This window comes from Streptomyces cucumeris, assembly GCF_024295805.1.
In the GTDB taxonomy this organism is placed as follows: domain Bacteria; phylum Actinomycetota; class Actinomycetes; order Streptomycetales; family Streptomycetaceae; genus Streptomyces; species Streptomyces cucumeris.
Genome location: NZ_JANCLX010000005.1, coordinates 125,604 through 143,982 on the forward strand (window position 1 = coordinate 125,604; position 18,379 = coordinate 143,982).

Consider the following 18,379-nt stretch of genomic DNA (forward strand, 5'->3'; position numbering starts at 1 on the left):
AGGTTCCCACCGAGCGCGGCGAACCGGAAGACCATCGTCGGCCACCGTGCCCCGGCCGGGGGGCGGCTTTCGGGGAACGGGCCCTGCCGGGGGCTCAGCCCCAGCGGCCGGTACGCCCCAACAGCAGCGCCGCGGCCGCCGTTCCGGCCGTCGACGTGCGCAGAACGCTCGGACCCAGCCGGTACGGTGCCGCGCCCGCCGCCGCGAAGGCCGTCAACTCCTCGGGCGAGACTCCGCCTTCGGGGCCCACCACGAGCACGATCTCACCGTCGGCGGGCAGTTCGGCCGTGGCCAGCGGGGTACTGCCTTCCTCATGGAGCACGGCCGCGAAGTCGGCGTCGGCCAGAAGTCGGGCAACCTGTTTGGTCGTCATGGCGTCCGCGACCTCGGGGAAGGTCAGCCGGCGGGACTGCTTGCCCGCCTCGCGGGCGGTCGCCCGCCACTTGCCGAGCGCCTTCAGCCCGCGCTCGCCCTTCCACTGGGTGACACAGCGGGCCGCGGTCCACGGCACGACGGCGTCCACCCCGGTCTCGGTCATGGTCTCCACGGCCAGCTCACCGCGGTCGCCCTTGGGGAGGGCCTGCACCACGGTGATCCGCGGGCTGGGCCGCTCCTCATGGCGCACCCCGGCCACCTCCACCAGCAGCCGGTCCTTGCCCTCGACGGCCGCCACGGTGCCGGAGACGCCCGTACCGAGGCCGTCGGTGAGCACCACGGACTCGCCGACGCGCAGCCGCCGTACGGAGACGGCGTGCCGCCCCTCGGGCCCCTCCAGCGCGACCCGGGTCCCCGCGGCCGCCCCCTGGAGGGAGTCGGCCACGAACACCGGGGCGGTCACCGGGCCTCGCCGTGGAACGCCCCGGCGGTCAACCCGGCGCGCGCCGCGTCCAGTTCGGCGGCGAGGGTCTCCACCAGCCTCCCCGCGGGCAGCTCACGGGCCAGCCGGTGGCCCTGTCCGGCCCACAGCGCCATGCCCTGCGGATCGCCCTGCTTGGCCGCGGCCTTGCGCAGCCCGGAGGTGAGGTGGTGGAGCTGGGGGTAGGCCGCCGGGGCGTACGGGCCGTGGTCGCGGATGAAACGGTTGACCAGGCCCCGGGCCGGACGCCCGGAGAAGGCGCGGGTCAGCTCGGTCCTGCCGAACATCGGGTCCGTCATGGCGCGCTTGTGCAGGGCGTTGGCCCCCGATTCGGGGGTGACCAGGAACGCGGTGCCCAGCTGGGCCGCGCTCGCGCCCGCGGCCAGCGCCGCCGCGATCTGCGCACCGCGCATCAGCCCGCCCGCGGCGATGACCGGGATCCGTACGGTCTCGCGGACCAGCGCGATCAGCGAGAGCAGTCCGAGTCCGCCGCCCATGCCGTCCTCGGCCGGGTCGTTGCGGAAGCCGCCCTGGTGGCCGCCCGCCTCCACGCCCTGCACACAGAGCGCGTCGGCGCCCGCCCACTGGGCGGTCTGCGCCTCGACCGGCGAGGTCACCGTCACGACGGTGCGGGTACCGGCCGCGGCCAGCGCGCCCAGGACCTCACGGGTGGGGCAGCCGAAGGTGAACGAGACCACCGGCACCGGGTCCTCGAGCAGGATCGCCAGCTTCGCCTCGTACGCGTCGTCGGCCCCCGCGTCGGGGTCACCGAGCGGTGTCTCGTACCAGGTGGACTCACCCGCGAGCTGCTCGCGGTAGACCTCGACGGCGCCCGGGTCCGCGGTGGGCGGCTGCGGCATGAAGAGGTTGACCAGGAAGGGGCGGCCGGTCAGCCCGCGCAGCTGTTTGATCTCTTCGTACATCGCCTCCGGGGTCTTGTACCCGGCGGCGAGGGAACCGAGGCCACCGGCCTCGGAGACGGCGGCGGCCAGCGGTGGGCAGGAAGCCCCGCCCGCCATCGGCGCCTGCACGATCGGATACCGAAAGAGATCGGTCAGTGCGGAGGGCATGGCCACATCGTGTCATGCGCTCCGCACCGAACGGCAACCGGACTCGGGCCGCGACGGCGGTCGCGGCCGGAGGGTCCGGGGACGCCTAGCGTCCGTTGAACGCATCCTTCAGGCGCGAGAACAGCCCCTGCTGCCCTGGCTTGAACTCGCCGGTGGGGCGCTCCTCGCCGCGCAGCTTGGACAGACGGCGCAGCAGCTCCTCCTGCTCCGCGTCCAGCTTGGTCGGAGTGGTCACCTCGACATGGACGATCAGATCGCCCCGGCCACCGCCCCGCAGATGGGTGACACCGCGCTGGTGCAGCGGGATCGACTGGCCGGACTGGGTACCGGGCCGGATGTCGACCTCCTCCAGGCCGTCCAGCGTCTCCAGCGGCACCTTGGTGCCGAGCGCCGCCGCCGTCATGGGGATGGTCACCGTGCAGTGCAGATCGTCGCCGCGGCGCTGGAAGACCGGGTGCGGGACCTCGTGGATCTCCACGTACAGATCGCCTGCCGGACCGCCGCCCGGCCCGACCTCGCCCTCGCCCGCAAGCTGGATCCGGGTGCCGTTGTCCACACCGGCCGGGATCTTCACCGTCAGGGTGCGGCGCGAACGGATCCGTCCGTCACCGGCGCACTCCGGGCACGGGGTCGGCACCACGGTGCCGAAGCCCTGGCACTGCGGACACGGCCGCGAGGTCATGACCTGGCCCAGGAAGGAGCGGGTCACCTGGGAGACCTCACCACGGCCCCGGCACATGTCACAGGTCTGCGCCGAGGTGCCCGGCGCGGCGCCCTCGCCGCTGCACGTGGTGCACACCACCGCGGTGTCGACCTGGATGTCCTTGGTGGTCCCGAACGCGGCCTCGCTGAGCTCCACGTCGAGACGGATCATGGCGTCCTGGCCGCGCCGGGTGCGGGACCGCGGTCCGCGCTGCGAGGCGGTGCCGAAGAACGCGTCCATGATGTCGGAGAAGTTGCCGAAGCCCGCGCCGAAGCCACCGGCTCCGCCGCCTCCGCCCGCGCCCGACATCGGGTCCCCGCCGAGGTCGTAGACCTGCTTCTTCTGCGGGTCCGAGAGCACCTCGTAAGCGGCGTTGATCTCCTTGAACCGCTCCTGGGTCTTCGGGTCCGGGTTCACATCCGGGTGCAGCTCACGCGCGAGCCGGCGGAATGCCTTCTTGATCTCGTCCTGCGAGGCATCACGCCGCACGCCCAGGACTGCGTAGTAGTCCGTCGCCACTTACGACTCCGCCAGGATCTGTCCGACGTAACGTGCCACTGCGCGTACCGCTCCCATCGTTCCGGGGTAGTCCATGCGGGTCGGTCCGACCACGCCGAGTTTGGCGACGGCCTCGTCGCCCGAACCGTAGCCGACCGCGACCACCGAGGTGGAATTCAGCCCCTCGTGAGCATTCTCATGCCCGATCCGCACGGTCATACCCGAGTCCTTGGCCTCGCCCAGCAGTTTGAGGAGGACGACCTGCTCCTCGAGCGCCTCCAGAACGGGCCGGATCGTCAGGGGGAAATCATGCCCGAAACGCGTGAGGTTCGCGGTGCCGCCGATCATCAGCCGCTCCTCGGTCTCCTCCACCAGCGTCTCGAGGAGGGTCGCCAGCACGGTCGTGACCGTCCCCCGGTCCTCCTGCTCGAAGGACTCCGGGAGATCCTGCACCAACTGCGGCACATCCGCGAACCGCCGCCCCACGACACGGCTGTTGAGCCGGGCCCGCAGATCCGCGAGGGACTCCTCGCTCACCGGCGAGGGGCAGTCCACCATGCGCTGCTCGACCCGGCCGGTGTCGGTGATCAGCACCAGCATCACCCGGGCCGCGGCCAGCGGCAGCAGCTCCACATGGCGCACCGTCGAACGGGTCAGCGACGGGTACTGCACCACCGCGACCTGCCGGGTCAGCTGCGCCAGCAGCCGGACGGTGCGGCCCACCACGTCGTCGAGGTCAACGGCGCCGTCCAGGAAGTTCTGGATGGCCCGGCGCTCAGGGGTGGACAGCGGCTTCACTCCCGCCAGCTTGTCCACGAAGAGGCGGTAGCCCTTGTCGGTGGGGATACGTCCGGCGCTGGTGTGCGGCTGGGCGATGAAGCCCTCGTCCTCCAGCGCGGCCATGTCATTGCGGACCGTGGCCGGGGAGACCCCCAGCCGGTGGCGCTCGGTGAGGGCCTTGGAGCCGACCGGCTCCTCGGTGCCCACGTAGTCCTGGACAATGGCACGCAGCACCTCGAGTCTGCGTTCGCTGAGCACCCGCGCACCTCCAGTCCAGCGGTCTCTTCAGGTGGTCCCCCTGGCACTCAACGGTCACGAGTGCCAGAACCCCTCCGCCAGTGTACGGCGGGGTGCGGTGGGCGGGGCAAGAGCCGACGTGTGGCGGAGCCCGCACGACCCGCCACGCTATCGCCCGAGGAGCTAGCGTCTCGGTATGGAGACGTGTTGGGAAGAGTCGCGGTGGCAGGAGGCGGGCTGGGAGACCATCGCCCCCGGGGTGGCGCGACTGCGCATGCCCGGCTGGGACGAGACCATCGGCGTGGTCGTCGGGCGCACGGACGTACTCGTGGTGGACACCGGCGCCACGCTCCGTGACGGGGCCGCGCTGCGCACCCAGATCACCCGGCTCGCCGGGATGCGCCCCACCCGGATCGCGCTCACCCATCCGCACTTCGACCATGTCCTGGGCACGGCCGCCTTCTCGGGGTGCGAGGTGTACGGGGCGGCGGGCCTGGACGAACTGCTGCGCTCGGAGCGGGAGGAGCTGCGCGAGAGCGCCATCCGGCACGGGGTGGACCGGGGAGCCGCCACCGAGGCCGCCGACCATCTGGTCCTCCCCCACCACCTGGTCTCCGGGGAGCTCACCCTCGACCTGGGCGACCGGCGGGTGCTGCTGGCGAACGTGGGCCCCGGGCACAGCGCCCACGATCTGGCGGTCCTGGTCCCCGGACGGCCCGAGGTGGTCTTCTGCGGCGATCTGGTCGAGGAGTCCGGACCGCCGCAGGCGGGGCCCGACGCGATCCCCGCGCGATGGCCCGCCGCCCTGGACCGGCTGCTGGAGCTGGGCGGTGAGGAGGCGCGGTACGTACCGGGCCACGGATCGGTGGTGGACGCGGAGTTCGTCCGCACCCAGCGTGACGAACTGGCGGCCCGCTTCGGCGTGTCCCGCTAGGCGCGCGGCTATCGTCAGCCGGATGCGCAGCCGATACGACAACCCGGACCTGACCCCGCCCTGGAAGCGGTCACAGCCCGCCCCGGAGGTCGCCGCCGAACCGGACCTCGTCGTGGAGGAGGTCACCACCGGGTTCTGCGGGGCGGTGATCCGCTGCGAGAAGACCGCGCAGGGTCCGACGGTCACTCTGGAGGACCGCTTCGGCAAACATCGTGTCTTCCCCATGGAGCCGCGCGGCTTCCTGCTCGAGGGCCGTGTCGTCACGCTGGTGCGCCCGCGCGCGACGGCCCCCTCCGCGCCCCGGCACACGGCCTCGGGGTCCCTCGCGGTACCGGGGGCGCGGGCGAGGGTGGCCCGCGCGGGGCGTATCTATGTCGAGGGGCGCCATGACGCGGAGCTGGTGGAGCGGGTCTGGGGCGACGACCTGCGCATCGAGGGCGTGGTCGTCGAGTACCTGGAGGGTGTGGACGATCTCCCCGCCATCGTCCGGGAGTTCGCCCCCGGCCCGGATGCCCGGCTCGGCGTTCTGGTCGACCACTTGGTGCCCGGTTCCAAGGAGTCCCGGATCGCCGCCGAGGTCACCGGTGACCATGTCCTGGTCGTCGGCCACCCCTACATCGACATCTGGGAAGCGGTGAAACCGTCCTCGGTGGGCATCGCCGCCTGGCCCGGGGTCCCGCGCGGCCAGGACTGGAAGACGGGCGTCTGCCGCGCCCTGGGCTGGCCGGAGAACACCGGCGCCGCCTGGCAAGCGATCCTCTCCTCGGTCCACTCCTACAAGGACCTGCGGCCGGAACTCCTGGGCCGGGTGGAGGAGCTGATCGACTTCGTGACGGTGGGGGTCAGCTGAGTGTCCGGAAGTCGCTGGTTTCCAGCGTGAAGTCCAGCGCCTCGACGGTGACCGGGTCACCGAACTCGCTGGCCCGTTCCGTCCAGTAGCCGGCCTCCTCGCCGGCCTCCTTCGGCTCGGTGAGGAGCACGCACTTAGTCCACCAGATCCCGCACCACAGCGTCCGCCAGCAGCCGCCCGCGCAGCGTGAGCACGGCCCGCCCGTGCCGGTACGGCGCCGGGTCCAGCAGGCCGTCCGCCAGGGCCCGCTCCGCGGCCGCGGCGCCCGCGGGGCGGAGCAGGTCCAGGGGGCAGCCTTCGGAGAGCCGCAGCTCCAGCAGGATGCGCTCGACGCGGCGCTCCTCGTCGGCCAGCAGCTCGCGGCCCGCGCCGGGCGACCGGCCCTCGCCGAGGGCCTGGGCGTACGCGCCGGGGTGCTTCACGTTCCACCAGCGGACGCCGCCCACATGGCTGTGGGCGCCGGGCCCCGCGCCCCACCAGTCGGCGCCGCGCCAGTACAGCTCGTTGTGGCGGCAGCGGCCCTCGGGGGTGGTGGCCCAGTTGGAGACCTCGTACCACTCGAAACCGGCGGCCGAGAGCAGCTCCTCGGCGATCAGATAGCGGTCGGCGTGCACGTCGTCGTCGGTCATCGGCACCTCGCCGCGCCGGATCCGGCGGGCAAGCTGGGTGCCCTCCTCGACGATCAGCGCGTAGGCCGAGACATGGTCCGGTCCGGCGCCGAGGGCGGCCTCCAGGGAGGCCCGCCAGTCGTCGTCGCTCTCGCCCGGGGTGCCGTAGATCAGGTCGAGGTTCACATGGTCGAAGCCCGCGGCCCGTGCCTCGGCGACACATTGCTCGGGGCGGCCGGGGGTGTGGGTGCGGTCCAGCACCTTCAGCACATGCCGGCGGGCGCTCTGCATCCCGAAGGAGACCCGGTTGAACCCGGCCTCACGCAGCTCCGCCAGATAGCGCGGATCCACCGACTCCGGATTGGCCTCGGTGGTGATCTCGGCACCGTCCGCCAGCCCGAACTCCTCGCGGACGGCCGCGAGCATCCGGCCCAGGTCGGCCGCGGCCAGCAGGGTCGGGGTCCCGCCGCCCACGAATACGGTCTCGACCGGGCGCGGGTCGTCGCCCAGCACCTTGCGTGCGAGCCGCACCTCCTCGGTGACCTGCTCGGCGTAGTTGTCCCGCGAGGCCAGCACCCCGCCGGAACCGCGCAGCTCACTGGCGGTGTAGGTGTTGAAGTCGCAGTACCCGCAGCGCGTGGCGCAGTAGGGCACGTGCAGATAGAAGCCCAGCGGGCGCCGCGCGGCCCCGGCGAGCGCGGCGGGGGGCAGCGCACCGTCCTCGGGCATGGGCTCACCATCGGGCAGTACGGAAGGCATGCAACCCATTGTCCGCCATCGCCCCCGGTCCTCCCGCCGCCCCCGGTGGGAGGACCATGGACGCGTCAGAGGGCCTTCAGGACGAGCATCGCCAGGTCGTCGTCCGGCGGCTCCGCCGCGAAGGCGTGCACCGCCTCCCGCAGCCGCTCCGCGACCGCGCGGGCGCTCAGCCCCGCGCAGGAGGCGAGGACCGCCGCGAGCCCCTCCTCGTCGTCGAACTGGCGGCTGCCCGAGCGGTGCTCGGTCACCCCGTTCGTGACGCACAGGAGCGTCTCGCCGGGCGAGAGGTCAAACGTTTCACTCTCGTACGCGGCATCGTCCACGACGCCCAGCAGTATCTGCGGTTCGGCGACGGTGCGCACCGAGCCGTCCGGCCGGAGCACCAGCGGCAGCGGATGGCCCGCGCTGGCCAGGGTGCAGCGCAGCCCGCCTCCGGCGCCGTCCCCGCCGCCCAGCGGCTCCAGCTCCCCGTACAGCAGCGACAGGAAGCGGGCCATGCCGCCGCCCGGCGGCAGCCCCGAACCGACGAGCCCGGCATCCACCAGCTCCGCGACGCCGACACCGACCCCGGCCGCCTCCACGCCCGCGACCACCGCCTCGGCGGCGCCTTCGACCGCCGCTTCCACCGCCTCCTCGCCGAGCAGCTGGTTGAGCCGGTCGAGAACCTCCCCGACGCCGTACCCCTCGCGGGCCAGCAGCCGGAGCCAGGGCCGCACCAGACCGGTCACCACGGCCGCCTCGGGGCCGTTGCCGCAGACGTCGCCCAGGACGAAGCCCCAGCGGCCGTCACGGGCCGGGAAGACGTCGTAGAAGTCGCCCCCGGCGGAGATCTCGCCGGTCGGCTCGTAGACGACCGCCGACTCGACACCGGGGATGCGCGGGATACCGGAGGGCAGCAGTCCGCGCTGGAGGACCCGGCTGATGTCGGCCTGCCGGGTGTAGCGGCGGGCGGAGGCCAGCGCCAGGGCGACCCGGCGGGCGAAGTCCTCGATCAGCCCGACGACCTCGCCGGGCATCCGCACCAGCCCGGCGCGCCCCATCAGCAGCGTGCCCATCGCCCGGCCGCCCGCGATCAGCCGGCAGGCCAGGGCGGCCCCGCCGGGCCCGTACGCGGCGGGGTCGGCGGGCCACGGCCATTCCACGGCGTCACCGCGCGCGGCGGCGGGCAGATGGGGCGGTTCCTTCTCCAGGACCCGCCGCAGCTCCTCCAGCCGGCTCTCGCTGGCGTGCCAGACCCGCACCAGCCGCGGCGGACCGCTCACGGCGTCCAGCCACACCGCGCACCAGTCGGCGAGCCGCGGCACCAGGAGCTGGACGGCGAGCGAGGTCACCAGCTCCTCGTCGAACTGTCCGGCGAGCATGTCGGACGCCTCGGCGAGGAAGGAGAGCGCGCCGTGCCGGGCCCACTCGGGGTCGTGGCGGCGGGCGGGCGCCCGCCGCGGGGCGGGGGCGATCAGCTCGACGGGGCGCGCCTCGCGCGGCAGGGCGCGCTCGGCGAGCCGGACGGTGTCCCGCCCGGGGCCGTCGTACCCCGCGGCCGCCGGGCCGTCGTCCGTGTCCGCGCCGACGGCGAGCTGGAACCACACGGTCTTGCTGGTGCGCCGGTAGGTGGTGCCCCAGGCCTCGGCGACCCCGGCCACCAGCCGCAGCCCGTGGCCGCCGGTGTACTCCGGCTCCTCCCCGTCCGGGGGCTCACCGCGCAGCACCCGGGTGGGGTGGTGGTCGGTCACCTCCACGACCAGCGAGGGCGGTTCGCCCTCATGGCCAGGGACGTCCAGCGCACAGCTCAGCTCGACGGCGGTACCGGCGTGCACCACGGCGTTGGTGACCAGCTCGCTCACCAGCAGGACCGCCTCGTCCGCGACCCGTTCGGTGATCCGGTCGGCGGCGGGCACCTCCAGCGCGGCCCAGTCCGCGAGGGCGGCCCGGACGAACCGCCGCGCGGCGGAGGCCGCGAGCGGGGTTCCGGGCAGGCTGGCGCGGGCCGACGCGCTGGTCCGGACGGGGCCCACGCCCCCGGCCGGTACAGCCACCCCGCCGGTGTCGACCGGCCCGCCAGACATGGCGAAAGATGACGTCCCCACTGTGCGGCTCCTGAGAAGCTCCGTCATAGTGCCGTATCCGCATCCGGTGCGAAGGGCACCGGCAGGGACAGCGTGACAGACCGACCGCCCTCATATGCACTGAGTTACGCAAGTGAGCCGCGATGAGGGAAAAATTCCCGTGCCCGGCGCAACCGGGCACGGTGAACTTCCCGTCAGACCTCCCGGGTACCGGCGTACATGTCCTCGATCAGGTCCTTGTACTCACGCTCGACCACCGGTCGCTTGAGCTTCAGACTGGGCGTCAACTCACCGTGCTCCACGTCCAGATCGCGCGGCAGCAGCCGGAACTTCTTGATCGTCTGCCAGCGCTGCAGCCCCTCGTTGAGCCGCTGCACATAGCCGTCGATGAGCTGCCGCACCTCGTCGGTGGCGACCACCTCGGCGTAGGACCTGCCCTCCAGGCCGTGCTCCTTGGCCCAGCCCATGATGGTCGGCTCGTCGAGGGCGATGAGGGCGGTGCAGTAGTTCCGGTCGGCGCCGTGCACCAGGATGTTGGAGACGAACGGGCAGACGCCCTTGAACTGGCCCTCGACCTCGGCCGGGGCCACGTACTTGCCGCCGGAGGTCTTGATCAGGTCCTTCTTGCGGTCGGTGATCCGCAGGTAGCCGTCGGGCGACAGCTCGCCGATGTCACCGGTGTGGAACCAGCCGTCGGACTCCAGCACCTGCGCGGTGAGGTCCGGCAGCCCGTGGTAGCCCTGCATGACGCCGGGGCCGCGCAGCAGGATCTCGCCGTCCTCGCCGAACCGCACCTCGGTGCCGGGGAACGCCTTGCCGACGGTGCCGGTGCGGTAGTCGACCGGGTTGAGGAAGCTGGCGGCGCTGGACTCGGTGAGGCCGTAGCCCTCCAGGATGTTGATCCCGGCGCCCGCGAAGAAGTAGCCGATCTCGGGCGCCAGCGCGGCCGAGCCGGACACCGCGGCGCGCAGCCGGCCGCCGAAGGCCTCGCGCAGCTTGCCGTAGACCAGCTTGTCGGCCAGGGCGTGCTGGGTCCTGAGGGCGAACGGGACCGAAGGGGTGCCGGTGCGGCGGAAGTTGTCCTGGTACGTCTTGGCGTACTCCCGGGCGACCCCGGCCGCCCACTGGAAGATCTTGTACTTGGCCGCGCCGCCCTCGCGTGCCTTCCCGACCACTCCGTTGTAGACCTTCTCGAAGATCCGCGGCACCGCGCACATATAGGTCGGACGGACCACCGGGAGATTCTCGATGATCTTGTCGACGCGGCCGTCCACGGCGGTGGTGTGACCGACGTAGATCTGCCCGGCGGTCAGCACCTTGCCGAAGACGTGCGCCAGCGGCAGCCACAGGTACTGCACATCGTCGGCGTAGAGCAGCCCGTCGACACTGCCGATCGCGATGGCCATGTACGACCAGGAGTCATGCGCCAGCCGTACGCCCTTGGGGCGGCCGGTGGTGCCGGAGGTGTAGATGAGCGTGGCCAGCTGGTCGGCGCGCAGCGCGTCGATCCGCTCCCGCACGGCCTGGGGGTGCTGCTCCAGATAGGCCGTGCCCCGCTTCTCCAGCTCGGTGAGGGAGAGCACCCAGCCCTCCGGGTCGCCCGCGGCCGGGACCGCGTCATCGGCGTTGATCACCACCACATGGATCAGCTCGGGCAGCTGGTCGCGCTTCTCACGCACCTTGGCGAGCTGGGCGCCGTCCTCGGCGATCAGCACCCGGCTGCCGGAGTCGGACAGGATGAAGGCGGTCTCCTCGGCGTTGGTGCTGGGGTAGACCGTGGTGGTCGCGGCGCCCGCGCAGAGCACACCGAGGTCGCCGAGGACCCATTCCACCCGGGTGGCCGCGGCGAGCGCGACCCGCTCCTCGGGACGGACGCCCAGACCCATCAGACCGGCGGCGATGGCGAAGACCCGATCCGCGCTTTCGCGCCAGGTCAGGGGGCGCCATTCGTCGGGGCCCGTACCCGAGGCGGCCGGGACCGGATAGCGGAACGCCTCCTTCTCAGGCGTCTTCTCGACGCGCTGGAGGAAGTGTGTCGCCAGGGACGGCGGCCGGTTCTCGAGCAAAGTCTGTGTGTCGGTCACGGCATCCTCCGGGGCCAGCCTCATTGCTTGGTGACTCGCGAGTAACCTTCGAGCAGTGATCAGCGTAAGGGCCGAATCCTTACCGCGTAAGGGGTTGTGGGTCACGTTGTTCAAACGACGACGGGCGGTGCGCCGCACCCTTCACACCTGGACGCACCGCACCTCTCCCACCATGGCAACGGGCCCGGCGCATCCTTCACACCGGGCCCGCTGACCACACATTTCACGTCACTCGTCACGCATCACACGTGACGCGCCGCGCATCACATCACCGCGACGGCGCGCGTCACTTCTTCCCCTTGGCGTCCCCACCGTCGGAGTCGGAGGACAGCACCGCGATGAAGGCCTCCTGGGGCACCTCCACGCTGCCGACCATCTTCATCCGCTTCTTGCCCTCCTTCTGCTTCTCCAGCAGCTTCCGCTTACGGGAGATGTCACCGCCGTAGCACTTGGCGAGGACGTCCTTGCGGATGGCGCGGACCGTCTCACGGGCGATGACCCGGGAGCCGATGGCGGCCTGGATGGGCACCTCGAAGTTCTGCCGCGGGATGAGCTCGCGCAGCTTGGCGACCAGCCGGACGCCGTAGGCGTACGCCTTGTCCTTGTGGGTGATCGCGGAGAAGGCGTCGACCTTGTCGCCGTGCAGCAGGATGTCGACCTTGACCAGGTCGGAGGTCTGCTCACCGGTGGGCTCGTAGTCCAGCGAGGCATAGCCGCGGGTCTTGGACTTGAGCTGGTCGAAGAAGTCGAAGACGACCTCGGCCAGCGGCAGGGTGTAGCGGATCTCGACCCGGTCCTCGGAGAGGTAGTCCATGCCGAGCAGGACCCCGCGGCGGTTCTGGCACAGCTCCATGATCGCGCCGATGAACTCGCTCGGGGCGAGGATGGTGCCCCGGACGACCGGCTCATGGACCGTGTCGATCTTGCCCACCGGGAACTCGCTGGGGTTGGTCACCGTGTGCTCGGTGCCGTCCTCCATGTCCACGCGGTAGACCACGTTGGGCGCGGTGGCGATCAGGTCGAGACCGAATTCGCGCTCCAGGCGCTCACGGATGACCTCCAGGTGCAGCAGCCCCAGGAAGCCGACGCGGAAGCCGAAGCCGAGCGCGGCCGAGGTCTCCGGCTCGTAGACCAGGGCGGCGTCGTTCAGCTGGAGCTTGTCCAGGGCCTCGCGCAGCTCCGGGTAGTCCGAGCCGTCCAGCGGGTACAGCCCGGAGAACACCATCGGCTTGGGGTCCTTGTAGCCGCCCAGCGGCTCCTCGGCGCCCTTGCTGAACTGGGTGATCGTGTCGCCGACCTTGGACTGGCGGACGTCCTTCACACCCGTGATCAGATAGCCCACCTCACCGACGGAGAGCCCGTCGGAGGGGGTCATCTCGGGTGAGTTGGTGCCGATCTCCAGCAGCTCGTGGGCGGCGCCGGTGGACATCATCTTGATCCGCTCACGCTTGTTGAGCGTGCCGTCCACGACCTTCACATACGTCACGACGCCCCGGTAGGGGTCGTAGACCGAGTCGAAGATCATCGCGCGGGCGGGGCTGTCCTTGACCCCGACCGGGGCCGGGACCAGCTCCACGACCCGGTTCAGCAGCTCCGCGACGCCCTCGCCGGTCTTGGCCGAGACCTTCAGCACATCGGCCGGGTCGCAGCCGATGAGGTGGGCCAGCTCGGCGGCGTACTTCTCGGGCTGGGCGGCCGGGAGGTCGATCTTGTTGAGGACCGGGATGATCGTGAGGTCGTTCTCCATCGCCAGATAGAGGTTGGCGAGAGTCTGGGCCTCGATCCCCTGCGCCGCGTCGACCAGCAGGACGCAGCCCTCACAGGCCGCCAGCGAGCGCGAGACCTCGTAGGTGAAGTCCACGTGGCCGGGGGTGTCGATCATGTTCAGGATGTGGGTGGCCGACGCGGACCCGCCCTCGTCCTGCCGGGGCGCCCAGGGCAGCCGGACGGCCTGGGACTTGATCGTGATGCCGCGCTCGCGCTCGATGTCCATGCGGTCGAGGTACTGCGCACGCATCTGTCGCTGGTCGACCACACCGGTCAGCTGGAGCATGCGGTCGGCGAGCGTCGACTTGCCGTGGTCGATGTGCGCGATGATGCAGAAGTTACGGATGAGAGCCGGGTCGGTACGGCTCGGCTCCGGCACATTGGTAGGGGTCGCGGGCACGCAGGGTCCTGTGTCTAGGCGGGACTCGGTGTAATCGGGGTTGTATCAGTCCGTCCATGGTCCCATGACTGGCGACCGCTTCCGGGTTTGGGACGCCACAGACCCTGCTGGTAACCTGGCCCACTGTGTCTCGTGCCGCCCCTGGGCGGCTCCGGTCACAGCATCACGACCAGCTAAATCCAACGAACCTGCAAAGGCTCTTTACGTGGCGAACATCAAGTCCCAGATCAAGCGCAACAAGACGAACGAGAAGGCCCGTCAGCGCAACAAGGCCGTCAAGTCCGAGCTGAAGACCGCCATCCGCCGCACCCGTGAGGCCGTGGCCGCCGGTGACGCCGAGAAGGCCACCGCCGCCGCCCGCAGCGCCGCGCGCAAGCTGGACAAGGCCGTCAGCAAGGGCGTGCTCCACAAGAACAACGCCGCCAACAAGAAGTCGGCGCTTGCGCAGCAGGTCGCCGGCCTCAAGGGCTGACGTCCGGGGCTGATGCCTCACGGGGCGCACACCGTCCCGATCGGGGCGGATCCCGCCCCATCCGCCGGTCCGGGCCCAGCGGTCCCTCTCACCCGCTCCGACCGGCTGCCGACAGCTTGACTGCGGCACCGCGCCGCACACGGCCTGCGTTCGCCACGCGGGTGCGGCGCACAGCATTCCACCGGGAAGCCCCTCGCCGTCCTTTCCCCAGGACAGCGAGGGGCTTTCCCTGTTTTTTCGGGTATGTTCACGTCATGTCGATACCGGGGGAGACACCCAATCCGTACGGGCAGCCTCAGCCGCCCCAGCAGCCTCAGCACAGCGCCTACGGCGTGCCCCAGCAGCCCCAGCCGCAGGCAGCCAATCCCTACGCCCAGCCCACGATGGCCGCCATGCCCGCGGCCGGGTACGGACAGACCGGCGCGCCCATGGGCATGTCGCCCGCGATGCCTCCGGGCATCCCTGCGGGCGGTGGCGGCAAGGGCGGCAAGGGCTGGCTGTGGGGGCTCGGCGGGGCCGTCGTCGCCTCGGCGGTGTGGGCCGGTGTCGTACTGGCCACCGGAGGGTTCGGCGGCGGCGAGAAGAAGGAGAAGCCCGATCTCGCCGGGTATGTGTACACGGACAACCTGTGCGACTCGACGGACACCGAAACCTTCGAGACCGAGGGGTACGACAAGAAGGACGACAGCAGTTCCAGCACGTCCAACCCGACGCACAGCAGCTCCCAGGACCCGGCCCTGGACTCGATGACCTGCAACATCGACTTCAAGCCCGACACCGCCTCCAGCAGCGACTACTCCTCGGTGTGGCTGTACACCACGGCATCGCGGCACAAGAAGACCAATCCGGCGCCGGAGTTCGAGGCCACCTACCGGGCCTACGAGGACCAGAAGTCCTCCAGCTACAGCTACGAGGTCAAGGCGGTCGGCGGCCTGGGCGACGAGGCGTACGTGGTGACGCAGACCAACCGGTCCAGCTCCAGCACCAGCGGGGCGTATGTGATCCTCGCGGTCCGCGACGGCTGGGTCACCTATCAGTCCACGTGGTCGGAGTACATCTCCAGCTCGTCCGACTCCAGGGCCAAGACGAGCGACGAGGCCACCGACATGCTGAAGAAGAGCGCCAAGGCCACGCTCGAGAAGATGCGGGACTGATCCGGGAGGTCCGGCGGGTCGCTACGAGCGGTGGGCGCTTCCGCTAGGAGCGGCCCGAACGGGCGGCGCGGGCGATGGCCACGACGGCCTTCTCCAGGGCGTACTCCGGATCGTCCCCGCCGCCCTTGACCCCCGCGTCCGCCTCGGCGACCGCGCGCAGCGCGACCGCCACCCCGTCCGCCGACCAGCCCCGCATCTGCTGCCGCACCCGGTCGATCTTCCACGGGGGCATACCGAGCTCCCGGGCGAGATCGCCGGGGCGCGCGCCGCGCGGGGCCGAGGCCAGCTTGCCGATGGCGCGGACGCCCTGGGCCAGGGCGCTGGTGATCAGCACCGGGGCCACCCCGGTGGCCACCGCCCAGCGCAGCGCCTCCAGCGCCTCGGCCGCCCGCCCCTCGACGGCCCGGTCGGCGACGGTGAAGCTGGACGCCTCGGCACGGCCCGTGTAGTAGCGGGCGACGACGGCCTCGTCGATGGTGCCCTCGACATCCGCGGCGAGCTGCGACACCGCGCTGGCCAGCTCACGCAGATCACTGCCGATGGCATCGACCAGCGACTGGCACGCCTCCGGGGTGGCGGACCGCCCCGTACCGCGGAACTCCGAACGCACGAACGCCAGTCGGTCGGCGGGCTTGGTCATCTTGGGGCAGGCGACCTCGCGCGCCCCGGCCTTGCGGGCCGCGTCGAGCAGCCCCTTGCCCTTCGCCCCGCCCGCGTGCAGCAGGACGAGGGTGATCTCCTCGGCGGGGGCGCCGAGATAACCCTTCACGTCCTTGATGGTGTCGGCCGACAGGTCCTGCGCGTTCCGCACCACGACCACCTTGCGCTCGGCGAAGAGCGAGGGGCTGGTGAGCTCGGCGAGGGTGCCGGGCTGGAGCGCGTCGGGGGGGAGGTCGCGCACATCGGTGTCCGCGTCGGCCGCGCGGGCGGCCGCCACGACCTGCTGCACGGCGCGGTCGAGCAGCAGGTCCTCCTGCCCCACGGCGAGGGTCACGGGGGCGAGCGGATCGTCGGTCGTCGTCTTCCTGGCCATCGCGGTCCAGCATCCCACGGACCACCGACATCCCCCGCCGGACGACCGGGTGGGCTGGGGCCGGCGGCCGGGCTCGCCGAGGGGAGCGCGGGCCGCTATTCGGCCTCGAGCCAGCCCTCGTGCTCCTCGGCGAACTCCTCCAGCGCCGCCGGGTCCAGTTCCCCGGCCGGGTCCTCGACCACCACCAGCCACTGGGCGTCCTCGGCGTCGTCCTCCCCGGCGAGCGCGTCCCGGACCAACTGGGGCTCATGGGCGACACGGAAGCGCTGGGGAAGCGCCTCGGCGACCTCTTCGGCCGCATCGCGGTCGGGCAGCACCAGAATGTGCCGGGCGCCGTTCAGTCCTTCATCGATCACCGGGACATTGTCCGGCATCGGGCGCGCGGCGCGGCCGCCGGGCGGCCCGGGGCAGCCGGTGACGTCAGCCGGTGCCCTTAAGCCATGGGCTCAGCCGGTGACCAGGGCCAGGGTGAACCCGTCGTACCCCTTCTCGCCGACCGTCTGCACCGCGGTGGCCGTCAGCCGCGGCTCTCGGGCCATCAGCTCGGTGAACCGCCGGACGCCCTGGACCTTGGGGTCGGTGCTGGTGGGGTCGGTCACCGCGCCGTCCCGCACCACGTTGTCGCCGATGATCAGGCTGCCGGGGCGGGTCAGCCGCAGCGCCCACTGGAGGTAGCCGGGGTTGTTCGGCTTGTCGGCGTCGATGAAGACCACGTCGAAGGGGTCCTCGTCGTCCTCGGCCAGCCGCGCCAGGGAGTCCAGCGCCGGTCCGGTGCGGATGTCCACGACATCCGCGAGCCCCGCCTGCGCCACGTTGGCGCGCGCGACCTCGGCGCACCGGGGGTCGGCGTCCAGGGAGATCAGCCGGCCGTCCGCGGGCAGGGCGGTGGCCAGCCAGATGGTGCTGTAGCCGCCGAGGGTGCCGATCTCGAGCACGCGGCGCGCGCCCCGGATCCTCGTCAGCAGATGCAGCAGCTTGCCCTGGTTGGGGGCCACCTGGTGCGGCGGCAGACCGGCCGCCGCGCTGAGGTCGAGCGCCGCGTCCAGGGCCGGGTCGGCGGGGGTGAGCAGGGCGTTGAAGTAGGCGTCGACCTCGGTCCACCGAGCCAGCGACATCAGTGAGTTTCCTTTCGGAACGTACACGGTTTCGAAGAGGAACTTACTATGGGCGGCGATGACAAGGAAGCGAGACCTCGACGATGTCTGCGGCATCGCCCGGACCGCGGGTGTGCTCGGCGACTGGTGGAGCCTGCTCGTCCTGCGCGAGGTCGCGCGCGGGCACACCCGTTTCGACGAGCTGGCCCGGGAGCTGGCCATCTCCCGCAAGGTGCTGACCGAACGGCTGAAGGCGCTGGTCGACCATGCGGTGCTGGAACGCCGCCCCTACCAGGACCGGCCGGTCCGCCACACCTACGAACTGACCGAACGGGGCCGGGCGTTCCTCCCCGTGCTGATCGGCATGCAGGACTGGGCCGACCGCTGGCTGTTCGGCGACGGCACCCTGACCGCCACCGCCGAGGACGGCAGTGCGGAGACGGCCCGGGTCCGCGAGCTGGTGGGCGGCGCCGTACCGCCCGGCCTCACGCTCACCGGCTCCGACGGCTCCACCCATGACGTGGTCGCCGAAGACAGTCCGGTCACGGTGCTGTTCACCTATCCCGCGACCGGGATGCCCTCACCGCTGCCGGACAACTGGGCGGATATCCCCGGGGCGGTGGGCTGCACCCTGGAGAACCGGCTGTTCCGCGATGCCTGGGAGTCCTTCCGCGCGGCGGGCGCGGCGGTCCGGGGGGTGAGCACCCAGCGCCCCGATGAACAGGCCGCCTTCGCCGCCGCCGAGAAGGTGCCGTTCCCACTGCTGTCCGACGGCGAACTGCGGTTCGCCGCCGCGCTGCGGCTCCCCTCCTTCCGCGCGGCGCAGCAACTCCGTCTCAAACGGCTGATCCTGGTGGTCTCCGGCGCGGACCGCACCGTCCGGCACGCGCTCTACCCGGTGACCGACATCCCGGCGGCCGTGGACGAGGCCCTGGCCCTGGCCCGGAGAACGGCGGACACGCTCCCGGCGCCCTGACGCCCCGACCGTCTGCCGCTCTGCCGCCCTGCCGCCCTGGG

At 71.7% G+C, this 18,379-nt stretch carries 17 protein-coding genes; 5 read left to right on the forward strand and 12 right to left on the reverse strand.

The annotated features are described in order from the left end of the window. Positions 1–94: 94 nt before the first annotated feature. From NMK44_RS09455 to hrcA, 4 genes are all read right to left on the reverse strand, one after another. Positions 95–838 carry a 16S rRNA (uracil(1498)-N(3))-methyltransferase gene (locus NMK44_RS09455; RefSeq protein WP_254740374.1) on the reverse strand — a complete coding sequence of 248 codons (744 nt, stop codon included), beginning with the start codon at positions 836–838 and terminating at the stop codon, positions 95–97. Next, the gene (locus NMK44_RS09460) at positions 835–1,926 is read right to left on the reverse strand and encodes a nitronate monooxygenase (RefSeq protein WP_254740376.1); all 1,092 of its coding nucleotides are present in this window, start codon (positions 1,924–1,926) and stop codon (positions 835–837) included. The genes NMK44_RS09455 and NMK44_RS09460 overlap by 4 nt, the downstream gene beginning before the upstream one ends. 85 nt (positions 1,927–2,011) lie before the next feature. Continuing rightward, complete coding sequence (dnaJ, locus tag NMK44_RS09465) at positions 2,012–3,148, reverse strand: molecular chaperone DnaJ (RefSeq protein ID WP_254740378.1); 1,137 nt, start codon at positions 3,146–3,148, stop codon at positions 2,012–2,014. Beyond that, positions 3,149–4,165 (reverse strand): heat-inducible transcriptional repressor HrcA, encoded by a 1,017-nt coding sequence (gene hrcA, locus NMK44_RS09470; RefSeq protein WP_254740380.1) that lies wholly within the window; start codon positions 4,163–4,165, stop codon positions 3,149–3,151. A gap of 175 nt (positions 4,166–4,340) precedes the next feature. Here hrcA and NMK44_RS09475 point away from each other — a divergent pair, with 175 nt between their 5' ends. Next, a complete protein-coding gene (locus tag NMK44_RS09475) occupies positions 4,341–5,078 on the forward strand; it encodes an MBL fold metallo-hydrolase (protein ID WP_254740382.1) in 738 nt (245 codons plus the stop codon). Positions 5,079–5,100: 22 nt separating this feature from the next. Beyond that, on the forward strand, positions 5,101–5,928 hold the full coding sequence (locus tag NMK44_RS09480) for a DUF3097 domain-containing protein (protein WP_254740384.1): 828 nt from the start codon (positions 5,101–5,103) through the stop codon (positions 5,926–5,928). Here the strand turns inward: NMK44_RS09480 and NMK44_RS09485 are convergent. From NMK44_RS09485 to lepA, 5 genes are all read right to left on the reverse strand, one after another. Beyond that, positions 5,921–6,058 (reverse strand): hypothetical protein, encoded by a 138-nt coding sequence (locus NMK44_RS09485; RefSeq protein ID WP_254740386.1) that lies wholly within the window; start codon positions 6,056–6,058, stop codon positions 5,921–5,923. The genes NMK44_RS09480 and NMK44_RS09485 overlap by 8 nt on opposite strands. A gap of 4 nt (positions 6,059–6,062) precedes the next feature. Further along, complete coding sequence (gene hemW, locus NMK44_RS09490; RefSeq protein WP_254740388.1) at positions 6,063–7,295, reverse strand: radical SAM family heme chaperone HemW; 1,233 nt, start codon at positions 7,293–7,295, stop codon at positions 6,063–6,065. Positions 7,296–7,360: 65 nt separating this feature from the next. Then, positions 7,361–9,358, reverse strand: coding sequence for an ATP-binding SpoIIE family protein phosphatase (locus NMK44_RS09495; protein WP_254740390.1), 1,998 nt, complete (start codon positions 9,356–9,358; stop codon positions 7,361–7,363). Positions 9,359–9,552: 194 nt separating this feature from the next. Next, complete coding sequence (locus NMK44_RS09500) at positions 9,553–11,442, reverse strand: AMP-dependent synthetase/ligase (RefSeq protein WP_254740392.1); 1,890 nt, start codon at positions 11,440–11,442, stop codon at positions 9,553–9,555. Positions 11,443–11,728: 286 nt separating this feature from the next. Next, on the reverse strand, positions 11,729–13,609 hold the full coding sequence (lepA, locus tag NMK44_RS09505; RefSeq protein ID WP_254740394.1) for a translation elongation factor 4: 1,881 nt from the start codon (positions 13,607–13,609) through the stop codon (positions 11,729–11,731). A gap of 205 nt (positions 13,610–13,814) precedes the next feature. On the opposite strand from lepA, the gene rpsT reads away from it, so the two are divergent. Together rpsT and NMK44_RS09515 are read left to right on the forward strand one after the other, a co-directional pair. Further along, positions 13,815–14,081, forward strand: coding sequence for a 30S ribosomal protein S20 (gene rpsT / locus NMK44_RS09510; protein ID WP_254740396.1), 267 nt, complete (start codon positions 13,815–13,817; stop codon positions 14,079–14,081). 254 nt (positions 14,082–14,335) lie between these two features. Beyond that, complete coding sequence (locus NMK44_RS09515; protein ID WP_254740398.1) at positions 14,336–15,235, forward strand: hypothetical protein; 900 nt, start codon at positions 14,336–14,338, stop codon at positions 15,233–15,235. A gap of 43 nt (positions 15,236–15,278) precedes the next feature. Here NMK44_RS09515 and holA read toward each other — a convergent pair whose 3' ends face one another. The 3 genes from holA to NMK44_RS09530 form a co-directional block, all read right to left on the reverse strand. Next, complete coding sequence (gene holA / locus NMK44_RS09520; RefSeq protein WP_254740400.1) at positions 15,279–16,268, reverse strand: DNA polymerase III subunit delta; 990 nt, start codon at positions 16,266–16,268, stop codon at positions 15,279–15,281. A 95-nt stretch (positions 16,269–16,363) separates the two neighbouring features. Next, the gene (locus tag NMK44_RS09525; protein WP_374215253.1) at positions 16,364–16,642 is read right to left on the reverse strand and encodes a hypothetical protein; all 279 of its coding nucleotides are present in this window, start codon (positions 16,640–16,642) and stop codon (positions 16,364–16,366) included. A gap of 72 nt (positions 16,643–16,714) precedes the next feature. Beyond that, positions 16,715–17,383 (reverse strand): O-methyltransferase, encoded by a 669-nt coding sequence (locus tag NMK44_RS09530; protein WP_254740402.1) that lies wholly within the window; start codon positions 17,381–17,383, stop codon positions 16,715–16,717. A gap of 58 nt (positions 17,384–17,441) precedes the next feature. Between NMK44_RS09530 and NMK44_RS09535 the strand changes: the two genes are divergently transcribed. Beyond that, positions 17,442–18,338 carry a winged helix-turn-helix transcriptional regulator gene (locus NMK44_RS09535; protein WP_254740404.1) on the forward strand — a complete coding sequence of 299 codons (897 nt, stop codon included), beginning with the start codon at positions 17,442–17,444 and terminating at the stop codon, positions 18,336–18,338. Positions 18,339–18,379: the final 41 nt, after the last annotated feature.